This is a genomic window from Butyrivibrio sp. YAB3001, from assembly GCF_900112195.1.
Lineage (GTDB): Bacteria > Bacillota > Clostridia > Lachnospirales > Lachnospiraceae > Butyrivibrio.
In genome coordinates this window covers 107,358-120,239 of record NZ_FOKR01000002.1, presented here as the reverse complement: position 1 = coordinate 120,239, position 12,882 = coordinate 107,358, and the positions used below count along the sequence as shown (strand labels likewise).

The 12,882-nt window shown below is 36.9% G+C and carries 13 protein-coding genes; all 13 read right to left on the bottom strand.

The window, feature by feature from the left end; all coding sequences use genetic code 11:
- Positions 1 to 206 precede the first annotated feature (206 nt).
- The 13 genes from BM086_RS00530 to BM086_RS21715 all read right to left on the bottom strand — a co-directional run bounded on the left by BM086_RS00530 (position 207) and on the right by BM086_RS21715 (position 12,863).
- Positions 207 to 689, bottom strand: coding sequence for a hypothetical protein (locus tag BM086_RS00530; RefSeq protein WP_092321820.1), 483 nt, complete (start codon positions 687 to 689; stop codon positions 207 to 209).
- An 83-nt stretch (positions 690 to 772) separates the two neighbouring features.
- Positions 773 to 1,738, bottom strand: a complete 966-nt coding sequence (metA, locus tag BM086_RS00525) for a homoserine O-acetyltransferase MetA (protein ID WP_092321817.1) — start codon at positions 1,736 to 1,738, stop codon at positions 773 to 775.
- A gap of 15 nt (positions 1,739 to 1,753) precedes the next feature.
- A complete protein-coding gene (gene ligA / locus BM086_RS00520; RefSeq protein ID WP_092321815.1) occupies positions 1,754 to 3,784 on the bottom strand; it encodes an NAD-dependent DNA ligase LigA in 2,031 nt (676 codons plus the stop codon).
- Positions 3,785 to 3,797: 13 nt separating this feature from the next.
- A complete protein-coding gene (locus tag BM086_RS00515) occupies positions 3,798 to 4,514 on the bottom strand; it encodes a pseudouridine synthase (protein ID WP_092321812.1) in 717 nt (238 codons plus the stop codon).
- Between the two features lie 112 nt (positions 4,515 to 4,626).
- Positions 4,627 to 5,523, bottom strand: a complete 897-nt coding sequence (locus BM086_RS00510; protein WP_092321810.1) for an adaptor protein MecA — start codon at positions 5,521 to 5,523, stop codon at positions 4,627 to 4,629.
- 71 nt (positions 5,524 to 5,594) lie between these two features.
- Complete coding sequence (hypE, locus tag BM086_RS00505) at positions 5,595 to 6,599, bottom strand: hydrogenase expression/formation protein HypE (protein ID WP_092321807.1); 1,005 nt, start codon at positions 6,597 to 6,599, stop codon at positions 5,595 to 5,597.
- Positions 6,600 to 6,616: 17 nt separating this feature from the next.
- On the bottom strand, positions 6,617 to 7,660 hold the full coding sequence (hypD, locus tag BM086_RS00500) for a hydrogenase formation protein HypD (protein WP_092321804.1): 1,044 nt from the start codon (positions 7,658 to 7,660) through the stop codon (positions 6,617 to 6,619).
- A 1-nt stretch (position 7,661) separates the two neighbouring features.
- Positions 7,662 to 7,880: a HypC/HybG/HupF family hydrogenase formation chaperone gene (locus BM086_RS00495; protein ID WP_092321801.1), complete on the bottom strand. Its 219-nt coding sequence runs from the start codon at positions 7,878 to 7,880 to the stop codon at positions 7,662 to 7,664.
- A 3-nt stretch (positions 7,881 to 7,883) separates the two neighbouring features.
- Positions 7,884 to 10,235 carry a carbamoyltransferase HypF gene (gene hypF, locus BM086_RS00490; protein WP_092321798.1) on the bottom strand — a complete coding sequence of 784 codons (2,352 nt, stop codon included), beginning with the start codon at positions 10,233 to 10,235 and terminating at the stop codon, positions 7,884 to 7,886.
- Positions 10,235 to 10,729 carry a 4Fe-4S dicluster domain-containing protein gene (locus tag BM086_RS00485; protein ID WP_092321795.1) on the bottom strand — a complete coding sequence of 165 codons (495 nt, stop codon included), beginning with the start codon at positions 10,727 to 10,729 and terminating at the stop codon, positions 10,235 to 10,237. Before BM086_RS00485 ends, hypF begins: the two co-directional genes overlap by 1 nt.
- Before the next feature lie 26 nt (positions 10,730 to 10,755).
- Entirely contained in the window at positions 10,756 to 11,835 is a 1,080-nt protein-coding gene (locus BM086_RS00480; RefSeq protein ID WP_092321792.1) for a hydrogenase large subunit, read from the bottom strand.
- Between the two features lie 15 nt (positions 11,836 to 11,850).
- Positions 11,851 to 12,183 (bottom strand): NADH-quinone oxidoreductase subunit C, encoded by a 333-nt coding sequence (locus BM086_RS00475; protein ID WP_092321789.1) that lies wholly within the window; start codon positions 12,181 to 12,183, stop codon positions 11,851 to 11,853.
- The gene (locus BM086_RS21715) at positions 12,183 to 12,863 is read right to left on the bottom strand and encodes an NADH-quinone oxidoreductase subunit B family protein (RefSeq protein WP_092321786.1); all 681 of its coding nucleotides are present in this window, start codon (positions 12,861 to 12,863) and stop codon (positions 12,183 to 12,185) included. The genes BM086_RS00475 and BM086_RS21715 overlap by 1 nt, the downstream gene beginning before the upstream one ends.
- Positions 12,864 to 12,882: the final 19 nt, after the last annotated feature.

Below are 12,882 nucleotides of genomic sequence, written 5' to 3'. Positions count from 1 at the left end.
ATTGGTACTTATTTTAGCCATGGTCTTAGGATCTGTGGCAAGTGCATTTATTTCTATGTAATACAATGTTTAATGTAATTCTATAGGTAATTATTCGTTAAACATGTGTTTTGCGAATAGTTGTGTGGACGTATAAAAAAGAACTGCTCTGACTTTTCATTGTTAAAATGAATTTAATCAGAACAGTTCTTTTGTTATATTATTTATTATTTGAATTTCGCATTTAGTTTCTCGATTGCATCTTCATGTCTTTGAATAGCAAATGTAGCAGATTTAATCTTTAATTCTGTATTCATACGTTTCTTATGAATCTCATTGCTTTTAACATAATATTCAAAAGTATCATTGTCAGCAACTTCGAGGAACTTATCTGCAATACAACCCGGAAGTACAAATTTCTTAACAACATCAGCAAATTTGACTTCAATATATTTTCCATCCTGTTTAATAACAGTGCCTTCACCAAACTTTTTATGAGTTACACTCATATTTAATGCAGATTTTTCACCCAATGCATTTTCTTCATTGTCAAGATCCATTAAAACAGCGCTAAGTGAATCCTGCTCCTGTCTCAACTCTTCAATCTTGTTGGCGTTTTCTTCGAGCATTTCTTTTGTTTTTTTTGTGGGCTTTTTCTTGTTTTCAGTGCTTTTTACTTCAACATCATCGTTTTCCATATTAAGACCCATAAAATTGTCTCCTTATCAAAAAACATATAGAAAATATCGTTTTAACAATAATATTTTATCGTATTTTTTGACAAAAAACAAGATTACAGTTCCTTAGTTAATGCTTTTGAAGCAAGTTCTATTTTTTCCTGATCAAGAATCTGCCCCCATTTATATGGTGTATTCTGATAGACATAGTAGTTAAGCCAGTTGGTATACAGATTGTTTGCATGGCTTCTCCAAAGTAAATCAGGAGTATTGTCCGGATTATCATCAGGATAATAATTCTCAGGGATATGTATATTTAATCCCTTGGACAAGTCTCTTCTATATTCTGAATCAAGTGTAAGTCTGTCATATTCTGCATGTCCCATTACAAAAATCTGACTTCCGGTCTTATTCATGCATAAGAATATTCCGGCTTTGGATGACTCAGCAAGAACCACCAGATCTTCGCAGGCATGAATCGCATCTGAAGGTGTTGCTGTATGTCTTGAATGTGGCATATAGAACACATCATCAAAACCTCTTACAAGAGGAACCTTTCTATTTTTAACGCGGTGCTTAAAAATTCCAAACAGCTTTTCATCAAGAGGTACTTTGTTTATTCCATAGTGATAATAAATTCCGGCCTGCGCCCCCCAACAAATATGAAATGTCGAAGTTACATTTGTCTTGGACCATTCAAATACCTTGCAAAGTTCCGGCCAATAATCTACTTCTTCAAAATCCATCTGTTCAACCGGTGCACCTGTGATAATAAGACCATCATACGTATTATCTTTAAGCTCATCAAATGTATTATAAAATCTGTTCAGGTGGTTAGGCGAAGTATTATTTGAGTGATGTGAACTCATCTGCATAAAAGATACATCAATCTGCAAAGGTGTATTTGACATAGACCTAAGGAGCTGAAGCTCAGTATCTTCTTTTAACGGCATCAGATTAAGAATGCAGATCTGAAGTGATCTGATATCCTGATGCAAAGCTCTGTTCTCATCAACAGCAAATATATTCTCCTGTTCAAGAATTTCTCTTGCTGGAAGATCATTTTGAATTTTAATTGGCATTCTTCTTTACCCCTATCAATTATTTATGATTTCTAAAAATTCCTGCTCAGTAATAACTTTTATTCCTAATTCCTGAGCTTTTGTAAGCTTACTCCCCGCAGCTTCTCCGGCAAGTACGAGACTTGTTTTCTTTGAAACACTGCCTGAAGCTTTTCCTCCATTTTTCACTATTAGTTCTTCTGCTTCTTTTCTACCCAGGGTAGGAAGTGTTCCGGTAACAACAATTGTCATTCCTGCCAGCTTATCTGAAGCATTTTCATCTTTAACAGCATTCATATTTAAACCTGAATTTTTCATATCATCAAGAATAAGAAGGTTCTTCTCATCATGGAAAAATTCATAGAGATCATTTGCTGTTGTTTCTCCAATGTCTGGCATCTGCAAGAAACCATCAACAGAAATCTTTGCAAGTTCCATAAGATTGTCAACGTGTTTCATTATCTCTCTTGCGGTTGATTTACCTACATTTCTGATTGCCAGACCAGTCAAAAGTCTGACAGGATCGTTTGATTTTGATTTTTCTATTTCTGCAAGCAGTTTTTCAGTATTTTTTACTTTACCTATAATACCTTTTTCTATCAGTTCATCCTTATGTTCTGAAAGATGGTATATATCAGCATAGCTGTGAAGATAGCCTTCCTTGCATAAAGCATCAATGAGTGTTTCTCCAAGCCCCATGATATTCATGGCATCTCTTCCGGTAAAATAAGAAATTGTACGTGAAACCTGCGCCGGACATGTTGGATTGATACATCTTATATCAGCAGTATCTTCTTCTCTTATAAGAGCTGAACCACACACCGGGCAAATAGTCGGAGCCTTATAAACTATCTCAGGAGCTTTAACGCATCCGTTAAGCTTTGGTATAATCTCGCCACTTTTAAAAAGCTTATATTCACCACCGATACCAATCTGCATCTCAGTGATATAATCCTGATTATGAAGAGTAGCCCTTGAAACGCTTGTACCACATAACCTGGCTGCTTTTCCCGTTTCTTTATCATGGAAGCTTCCTGTGAATGTAAGTTTTCCTGTTCTACCTACATCAACGATTATCTCATCCATTACAATGACGCGTTCTTCCGGAGGATACTTATATGCTATATGTCCGCTTGAATACTTGCTGCCTGATGGGAAGTCATTTCTCCAGGCTGTATTATCAAGTTTGACAACTGCGCCATCCAGATCAAAATCAAGAGAATCTCTTAGATTACCAATTTCATCTATAGCAAAAAGAATCTCATCCTCCGAAGTGCAATGAATATGACGAACAACAGGAACTCCTGCCTTCGCCAATATATCAAGCCCACCACAATGTGAACTTAGAAGCTCTTCAGGACCATCCTGGATGTTAAAAATAAACATCTTAAGGCCTCTGCTTTTTGTCACCTCCGGGTCAAGTTGTCTAAGTGTACCTGCAGCAAGGTTTCTCGGATTGGCAGCTATCTTTTTGCCAAGGCGTTCCTGTTCTTCATTATAGCTTTCAAATGCTTCATGAGACATATACACTTCTCCTCGAAGCTCAAGATAATCATAAGGAAGATCGATTATCTTTTTTACGTCAGGAATAACAAGCGCATTTGCAGTAACATCTTCACCAATAAGTCCGTCTCCACGTGTTTCGGCAACAGTTAGATGAAGTTTATTATCGCTTGGATCTTTCATGTACCTGAGCGTCATGCTAAGACCATCGATTTTGATTTCTACTGAAAAACCTGCTTGTGGATGCAGTAAATGTACCTTTTTTACCCATTCTTTTACTTCATCTTTGGTAAAAACATCCTCAATTGAAAGCATTGGCTTGTTATGAGTTATCTTAACGCCAGCTTCTCTCTTTGCAGTACCTCCTATGATCTGTGTTGGAGAATCATTGGTCTTTAGTTCAGGATAATCCTGTTCAAATTTCTTTAATTTAAGCATCAATTGGTCATACTCATAGTCAGATATCTCAGGACTGTCCTGATTGTAATATAAATCCATATGATGCTTAAGCGTTTTTGTCAGTTCTTCGTACTCTTTTTTTATGTTTTCATCTATGTTTGCCATAAATAATATACTCCTATTGTAGTTCCAATCCTGCAGCTCTATAAAGCTTTTGCATTTCCAAGTTGCTAAGAACTTTGTATTCTCCAGCTTTGATATTCATATCAGAAAGAGTGACTGTCATAACTCTTATTCTTTTTAAACTAACAACTTCTGCGCCCAGTGCAGCGCACATTCGTCGGATTTGTCTGTTGAGACCCTGCGTTATTATGATCTTAAAACTCTTTTTTCCTGTACGGGTAACTGAGCATGGCCTTGTGGTTTTATCAAGTTCTTCGAGATACACTCCCTGAGATAACTTTTTAAGAAAGTCTCCTGTAAGATTTTTGTCTACTTCAACTTCATATTCTTTTTCATGCATATTTGCACCACGCATCATAGCGTTAATAAGATTTCCATCATCAGTCAATAACAGTAAACCTTCTGAATCTTTATCAAGTCGACCGGCATAAGTAACGCGTCTATCATATTTTATCTCAGATATTACAGTCTTTTCAGCATGCGCATCTCTTTCAGTGCAAACAACGCCAACCGGTTTATAATAGGCCAGAACAACATGCTTATTAACAGTTCCGATTTTCTTATCATCAACAAGCACTTCGTCTGTTTCAGAAACCTGTAGGCCAGTATCAGCTATCTTGCCGTTTACCTTTACACGACCGGCCATGATAAGTTTGTCTGCGTCTCTTCTGGAACATATTCCACATGCCGCAATAAACTTATTTAATCGCATATATCATACCCTTCTATAAATAATTTTAGGAAGCAATTTCCTATGAAATAAAAAAAAGAACGGCATAGCTGAAACACTAAACCGTTCCAATTCTTATTACGTACACCCAGGTTCAGCAAACTTTAGATAGTTCATTAAGTGCATTTTCTTTAATAAGGCAATCATAATTTTCTTTATAATGTGCAATAACATGCGGATTTGAAGCCTGAAAATGGCCAAATTCATAAGCCATTGTAAACAAAGCCGCAAATGATTTGGAATCATCGTCCAGTCTGATAAGATCCAAATAATATTTACCATCTGAATCATTCTTGTATAAAGAACTTGAAATATTCAGATTCTTAGGAGACTTGGAGCAAAACGAAATAACGGTTCTTATATCATCAAATGTGAAAACATACTCTTTAAATTTCAGTCTGTTATTCTCATTTATTTTTTCTTTCTTGGCATCCTCGAGAGCTTCTGTAAATTTATCTTTTAGCTTGCCGTTGCTATCTGATACATTAACCTGAGCATTATCTGCAGCATTAGTTGAATCAGTGCTACTTGATTCTTTATTTTCAGAATTTTCATCCATGTTAGCAACAGCTTCATCCATAATACTCTTAACAGAATTCGTAAGGTTCTTTAAATTCTTAAGGTATTCATTTAATCTGTTGATACGTTCTTCGTCAACAGTTTCTCCCAAATCTTCCAAAACATTCTTAGGAAGCTTTATTCCTGCTTTGTCTGTAAGATTTCGTAATATTTCTGCAAAAGAAGCAGATGCATTTTCTGAAAGAGTTAATGATATTGAATGATCCGGAAGAACAGTTATCTGCATAGGCATAAAAGAACCAGTTGGCTTGTAATCAACTTCTTCCTCAGCCTTCTTCATAACCTCGTGAAGAAATTCCATTGCTTCTTTCTTCTTTTCAAAAAGATCCTCTAATTTAAGTCCCTGCTCATCCATATCGTCTTCAGTAATAATGCATGTAACAGTATCTTTATTTATTCTCTTAAATTCCATTAACTTATAAATATCCTTTCAATAATGAAACAAATACAACTCATTTAAAGACAAAAACTATTGTACAACATTTAGCAAATTCTTGGAAGACCTTCTCCATACATTAGACCGATGATTCTTTTTCCACCAATCTCTGTATTAAGTATAACATTGTTTTCCAAATCAGCATTCTTATATACTTTACCTATTATACACGCATTCTCACCATATTTTGAACTTTTTATTAATGAAAGAGCTTTGGACGCATCATCCTTATGGACAGAAATAACCATTTTTCCTTCATTTCCCATATACATAGGATCAAGTCCAAGCATACCACAAAAGTCTTTTACCGATTCAGAAACCGGAAGAGCGTCTTCTTCAAGTTCAATTGTGCAGTTGGAGGAAGAACTAAATTCATTTAATACAGTGCCGAGACCACCTCGTGTAACATCGCGCATTGCATGGACACGTATCTTTGCATCAAATAATTTTGTCACCATCTCACAAAGTGGTGCTGCATCAGAAACTATTGATGTTTCGATTCCCATTCTTTTCCCAAGGATTGCTGCATGATGATCGCCAAGATTTCCTGACAATATGATAACATCTTCATCCTGAAGATTAAATGGTCCCGGAATTTCATGATCATCATCAACAAATCCAACACCGGATGTGTTTATTATAAGTCCGGGTTCACCACCCTTATTTTCTATAACCTTAGTATCACCGGTTATAATCTTAATGCCAGCTTCATATGCAGTCTGCGCCATTGAAGAGATTACGCTATCAAGAACATCCATATCAAGACCTTCTTCAAGAATGCAACCACAGGTAAGGTACTTTGGTCTGGCGCTGCTCATCAATAGATCATTTACTGTTCCGCAAACTGAAAGTCTTCCAATATCGCCACCGGGAAAAATAATGGGAGTGACAACAAAACTATCAGTTGTCACAGCAATTCTGCTGTTGCCTTCAACTACCGCAGAATCTTCCAGTTTTGACAATATTTCATTATTAAAATGTTTGGAAAAAATATTATGAATTAGACTTGAAGTAGATTCTCCTCCACTTCCATGTGCCATTGTGATCTTCATTTTCTAACCTCGATTGTTTATTTCCTGCCTGAAACAAAGTAATTATAGCAGCTTCCTTCCGTGGAAACCATGCATGCTCCATGAGCATTATCAGGAGTACAGACCTTGCCAAATAAAGGACACTCATTGGGCTTTAGTTTGCCTACCAGAACCTCTGCGCAACTACAACCTTTTGGCATATGGTCTTCGTCAAGACCAATACTTCCTGCATCATATTCCCTGTACTCATCCTTCAGTATCATACCTGATCCGGGAATTTTCCCCATTCCTCTCCAGGATGCATCTGATAGCGTAAAGAATTTTGATACAAGTTCCTGAGCCTTCAAATTACCTTCATCTGATACAACTTCTTTGTATAAATTCCTAAAACCTGCTGTACCTTTCATTGAAACTATAGCATAAATTGTTAAAAGAAGCTGTTTTCCTTTAAAACCTGAAACCACAAAAGGAATAGATAATTCTTTTGAAAGCTTAGCAAATATATCCGCTCCTGTGATTGCAGCTACATGTCCGGGAGCAATAAATCCATCAATATCATTTCCGCTATTAACTACCCAACGAATGACTTCAGGCATTGTCTTTAATGATGTTAAAAGTCTCAGATTATGGATATTTCGTTTGATCGCTTCATCTAACACTGTTGCATAAACAGGTGTCGTTGTCTCAAAGCCAATAGCTGCAAATACATAATTTATAGAAGGATTAGCCTTAGCCAGTTCTAAACTTTCAAGCGGAGAATATACCATTTTAACATGTGCGCCTTCAGCTTTTGCATCAGCAAGAGATTTAAAGGTTCCTTTAACCCGAATCAGATCTCCAAAGGTAAGAACAACCGTATTCTCCGTAAGTGAAAGTTCTATAAGTTTATCTATCACAGCTGTTACTGTGACACAGACAGGACAGCCTGGTCCTGAAATAAGCTTAATCTTAGGTGAAAGCATTGATGGAATGCCGTTTTCAGAAATGGCTGCAGTGTGCGTTCCACAAACTTCCATAATACGCACTTCTTCACCGTCATATTCACGCAAAGCCCTTGCTATTTCTTTAAAATTGTTTTGCATATCAGATTGTAAGCCCCTCAATTTCATTGAATAGTTCAGTAATCTCATCAGCAAGCTCATCATCCATTTTTTGAATAATACAGCCCGCATGAACAAGCACTCTATCGCCAATACTTACATCCACAAGGCCCGCATCAGCAACAACAATGTTTCCGTTAAAATCAACAGTCGCTTTTTTATCCTCAAGGCTGATTACTTTTCCAGGAATTGCAACACACATAATTTAAATCCTTTCTACTAACTCTGTACCATTTAGCATACCAAAATATGCCTGTCCTAAAGATATACCAGCATCGCCGGCCGGCACAAATCTATTCATATAAACACTAAAACCATTATCACGTAGTTTATCTACAGTCATTTTTAGAAGCAGTCTGTTAGAAAACACTCCACCTGATAGGCAGACTTTATTTTCAGAGGTTTCATTTCTGATATTATCACAAATCTTTACAACCGCATTTGCAATAGCATTATGAAAAGAAAAACTGATTGCTTCCTTACTATAATGTCCTGATCTATACGCCAAATCTATATCATTAAAAAAAGAAATCTGATCAAATAAATAATTATTATCATCATCTCGTATTACTTTGAGATTTAGATTTATTATATCTTTTTCGTGATAATTCCATGCGTAGTTTTCAATGGATATAGCGCATTCCCCTTCAAAAGAATTTTCATCTTTTATCTCAAGCAAGGCTGAAACAGCATCAAACAACCTTCCGACACTGGATGTTTCAAAAGTGTTTACATTATTATCAAGCGCTGCCTTGACAATATTTGAAACCTTATCACTTGATTTACTTAAAGCATAATAATAACACTCTTTGACAAGCTTTGCACTCTTTGATGCCTTATCACCACCACAAAGTTTAACATATGATAAGTGACCTTTTCTATCATAATGTGGGCCATTACAATAAAACACCTCACCACCCCAGATTTTTTCATCATCTCCAAATCCGGTACCATCAAAAGCAATTCCTATACAACTTTTTAAAGAATTCTCAGCCATGACAGACAGAACATGTGCGTGATGATGCTGAACCTTTAACAGCGCTATATTATTATCCTTTGCATATTTTTCTGCAGTTTTTACAGAAAAATACATGGGATGTCTGTCACAGATTATTAGATTAGGAATAAAAGAAAAAATATTCCGATAGTCATCTATAAGTTTTACCAGATTATTCCTATTATTAAATCCTTTTAAATCACCAATGTACTGTGATGTTATGACTCTATCTTTTTTAGCAAAAGAAAATGTGCTCTTTAAGTCTCCTCCAAATGCAAGAATATTATTATCATTATGCCCCGAATCATTCAGAAATAACGGAAGCGGAACAAACCCTCGGGCTCTCCTTATAAATGATTCGATATATTCATCATTTTTTAGCTTGGTAACAAACATTACCGAATCATCCAAAGTCATGTTTATTCTGCGTTTATGGTATAAAAAGCCATCAACATTCTCAGTTTTAATATTATCAAAAAAACTTTGTTTAAAAATATCATCATCTATAATAATTGGTTCATCAGATATATTAGCACTGGTCACTATCATTGGACCAATAGCGTCGCATAAAAGCCTATGGATTCCTGCAGATGGCAAAAATGCGCCTATATACCTGCTCTCCTTACATACTTCATATGGAAACCTCTCTTTAGCTTCAAGAAGTACAATAGGCCTTGCTGAGCTTTCAAGGAGACTGATTTCTTTATCATTTATAAAACAGTACCGTTTTATTTCCTGTATATCAGAAAACATAACTGCAAACGGCTTATTTTCGCGTTCCTTTACTTTTCTGAGCCTTTTAGCTGCCTCATTAGTAGGTTTACAGATCATCTGATAACCTGTAACTCCTTTTAATCCTAAAACTTTTCCTTCACTAAGAAGAGTAATTGCCTTGTTTAACGCCTTTTCTTTTTCAAGCTCAATTATACTGTCATCTGTAAACTGTCTGTATTTCAAAAGAATCTGCGGTCCACAATCAAAACATGAGATAGTCTGAGCGTGATGCCTTCTTCCATTTTTGTATTCGGAAAGGCAAGTGGGACACATCTTAAAATCAATCATTGTAGTGGTGTCCCTATCATATGGCAGCTTATTTAAAATGCTAAATCTTGGACCACATACTGCGCAACTTATAAGAGGATATCTGTACCTTCTATCTTTACTACTTAGCATTTCTGATAAACAGTCATCGCATATTCCTATATCAGGTAAAAAAACAGGTAATTCCTTAGATAGGTCTATCTGAGAACTCTCAATAATTCTAAAGTCTGAATTTCTTAAATCTTCATGAATCTCAACAGACTTAAGCAAAGAAATATATGCAGCTTCATCAAGTTCTTTAAAATCAACACTCAAAATAAAAGCACCTGTAGGGTACTCGCTATTAATCATTTCAGAAAAAGCAATCAATACTGCTTCTTCACCAATAGCTAGAATTTCAACAGCTGCTCCAATATTTTTTACAAAGCCCTTTATCCCATATTCATTTGCTTTTTTTAAAATAAAGGGGCGATAACCAACACCCTGTACCGCCCCTTTAACTGTTAAATTAGCAATCATTATTTCACTTCTGTCTTGTTCTCTGTAGCAGGTTTTGCAGCAGCCTGAGGCTGAGCTGCATTTCCTGGTGCTGCAGCAGCTGCCTGAGCCGCCTTTGCAGCCGCAGCTGCTGCAGCACGCTCTTTAGCTGCCTTCATAAGTGCTTCCTGAGCTGCGATAGCCTTTTCAGACTGTTTGAAAGTCTTTGTGACTTTCTCTGAACCGGGCTCCTGAAAACGCAATCCCATAGAAAGACATTTCTTTGGACAGTTGTCTACACAGCATCTGCACTGGATACAGCTCATAGGTCTGATAGACCATGTCTTTGCTGCTTTATCAACAGTAATTGCATGCGTTGGGCATTTAATAGAACATAAACCGCAAAGAACGCACACATCCATATCATTTTCAACATGTCCTCTTGTACCTGCAGGATATTCCTTTTCTACCTTTCTTGTCTTTGGCTTAGATACAAGATTATGAAGAATTGTATTTTTAAAGCTTACAAGTGCCATTTTTTATCTCCTATCTATGATCCCAATTATCGCTCTGTACAACTGATACATGGATCAATTGTAAGCACAAGAATAGGTACATCTGCAAGATCGCAACCCTGTAAAGTCTCAACAAGACCGGGAAGATTTGAAAATGTGGGGGTGCGGACTCTTAATCTGTCTATAAACTTAGTTCCGTTAGCTTTTACATAATAAAGAGCTTCACCTCTGGGCTGCTCAATTCTCATCATGTATTCGCCATTAGGCATGCCCTTTACAGGAACATCTATCTCACCGGAAGGCATCTTATCGATACACTGACGTATAATATCAAATGCCTGGAAAATCTCCTTTATACGACACTCAGTACGTGCATATGAGTCACCTTCATTACTGATGATAGGTTCGAAATCAATATCACCATATGCAGCATAGCCTGTACATCTGATATCTCTTACAACGCCACTTGCACGAAGGAAAGGTCCTGCGCATCCAAGAAGATCCGCCTGCTCTGCAGATAAATAACCAACACCACGAAGTCTTGTCTGAACAGCCATATCTGTAAGGAAAGGCTTTGCGATTACTTTAAGATCTTCTTCCATTTTGTTGATTCTCTGATAGAAATCTTTAAGCATTTCATCAGGAACATCTCTTCTTATACCGCCAATTTTCATAATAGAAAAGATAACGCGGCCACCGGTTGATGCTTCGAACATATCAAGAGCATCTTCTCTAAGTCTCCAGCAATCCATATAAAGAGACTCAAATCCAAAAGCATCAGCTAAAAGTCCAAGCCAAAGCAAATGTGAATGTACTCTTGAAAGCTCAGACCATATAGTTCTTAAATACTTTGCACGAGCAGGTACATCAATATCCATGATATGTTCAACGGCTTCTGAATAGCCAAGACCATGACCAAGAGAACAAATACCGCAGATACGCTCTGCAACATATACCATTTCATTAAAATCTTTTTTATCAACCAGCTTCTCAAGACCTCTATGGATGAAACCGATAGAAGGAATAGCTTCAACTACCTTCTCATCTTCCATTACAAGGTCAAGGTGAATTGGTTCCGGAAGAACCGGATGCTGGGGTCCAAATGGAATAACACTTCTTGTAGACATTTTGGGTTCCTCCAATTATTTAAATGGTGTTTCAATCGCTGTGCGATAGAACTTACCTTCAAAATCTAAATTCATCATTTTAATCTTTACACCGAAAAGATCATGCATCTCATTCTCATGAATGAATGCACAAGGAAATACGCTGGTGATACTGGATATTTCCTGTTCCTCAGAAAGAGTTATCTTAAACTGCTTAACCTCGTAATCTTTTCCAAAAGTATAAACCAGTTCGTATCCATCAGGAATACGGGTTGCACACTGCTGCATCAGATGATATCCCGCAAATTTAAGCTTTTGTGTCTCATCGAGAATACTTTCAGGAGCAACATTTGTAAAATCCATATTCATTATTTGTTTTCTCCTTTCTCGTTATTTGCGGTAGCAGGTGCCGGTGCTGCCGGCTTTGCAACATTCGCTGCATTCGCAGCAGGAGCAGCAGGCTTAGGCGCAGGCTTTGCAGAAGCTTTAATTTTTTCTTCTGCCTGTTCTCTAAGCGCTTCTTCTGTAAGCACAGCATCATACTGTGTACTTGGATCATAATCATCAGCTGTCATATGTACAGCAATCTTACTATAATCAACTGTACAATAACCAGCCTTCATAGACTCTTTTAATTTCTTTCTCTTCTCCTCAAGGATTCCTACTGCCTTTACGACACCTTCAATAAGAGCTTCAGGTCTTACTGCGCAGCCAGGAACATAAACATCTACAGGAACTACTTTATCAGCTCCTCCAAGAATGTTATAACACTCCTTAAAAATACCGCCATCACAGGCACAAATACCACATGCAACAACGACCTTTGGATCAGGCATCATATTATAAAGCTGTCTGATAACCGGAGCTGTCTGTGCATTTACACCACCTGTAAGCAAAAGCACATCAGCATGCTTTGGGTTACCGGTATTGATAATACCAAAACGCTCTACATCATATAGAGGGGTCATTGTGGCAAGAACTTCTATATCACAGCCATTGCAGCTGGAACCATCATAATGTAACACCCAAGGTGATTTAGAAATATTCATCGATTTTCCCTTCCATTCC

Excerpts from the sequence above, each read along its gene's own strand:
- BM086_RS00530 (WP_092321820.1), bottom strand. The coding sequence starts at position 689 with ATGGGTCTTAATATGGAAAACGATGATGTTGAAGTAAAAAGCACTGAA.
- metA (WP_092321817.1), bottom strand. The coding sequence starts at position 1,738 with ATGCCAATTAAAATTCAAAATGATCTTCCAGCAAGAGAAATTCTTGAA.
- ligA (WP_092321815.1), bottom strand. The coding sequence starts at position 3,784 with ATGGCAAACATAGATGAAAACATAAAAAAAGAGTACGAAGAACTGACA.
- BM086_RS00515 (WP_092321812.1), bottom strand. The coding sequence starts at position 4,514 with ATGCGATTAAATAAGTTTATTGCGGCATGTGGAATATGTTCCAGAAGA.
- BM086_RS00510 (WP_092321810.1), bottom strand. The coding sequence starts at position 5,523 with ATGGAATTTAAGAGAATAAATAAAGATACTGTTACATGCATTATTACT.
- hypE (WP_092321807.1), bottom strand. The coding sequence starts at position 6,599 with ATGAAGATCACAATGGCACATGGAAGTGGAGGAGAATCTACTTCAAGT.
- hypD (WP_092321804.1), bottom strand. The coding sequence starts at position 7,660 with ATGCAAAACAATTTTAAAGAAATAGCAAGGGCTTTGCGTGAATATGAC.
- BM086_RS00495 (WP_092321801.1), bottom strand. The coding sequence starts at position 7,880 with ATGTGTGTTGCAATTCCTGGAAAAGTAATCAGCCTTGAGGATAAAAAA.
- hypF (WP_092321798.1), bottom strand. The coding sequence starts at position 10,235 with ATGATTGCTAATTTAACAGTTAAAGGGGCGGTACAGGGTGTTGGTTAT.
- BM086_RS00485 (WP_092321795.1), bottom strand. The coding sequence starts at position 10,729 with ATGGCACTTGTAAGCTTTAAAAATACAATTCTTCATAATCTTGTATCT.
- BM086_RS00480 (WP_092321792.1), bottom strand. The coding sequence starts at position 11,835 with ATGTCTACAAGAAGTGTTATTCCATTTGGACCCCAGCATCCGGTTCTT.
- BM086_RS00475 (WP_092321789.1), bottom strand. The coding sequence starts at position 12,183 with ATGAATATGGATTTTACAAATGTTGCTCCTGAAAGTATTCTCGATGAG.
- BM086_RS21715 (WP_092321786.1), bottom strand. The coding sequence starts at position 12,863 with ATGAATATTTCTAAATCACCTTGGGTGTTACATTATGATGGTTCCAGC.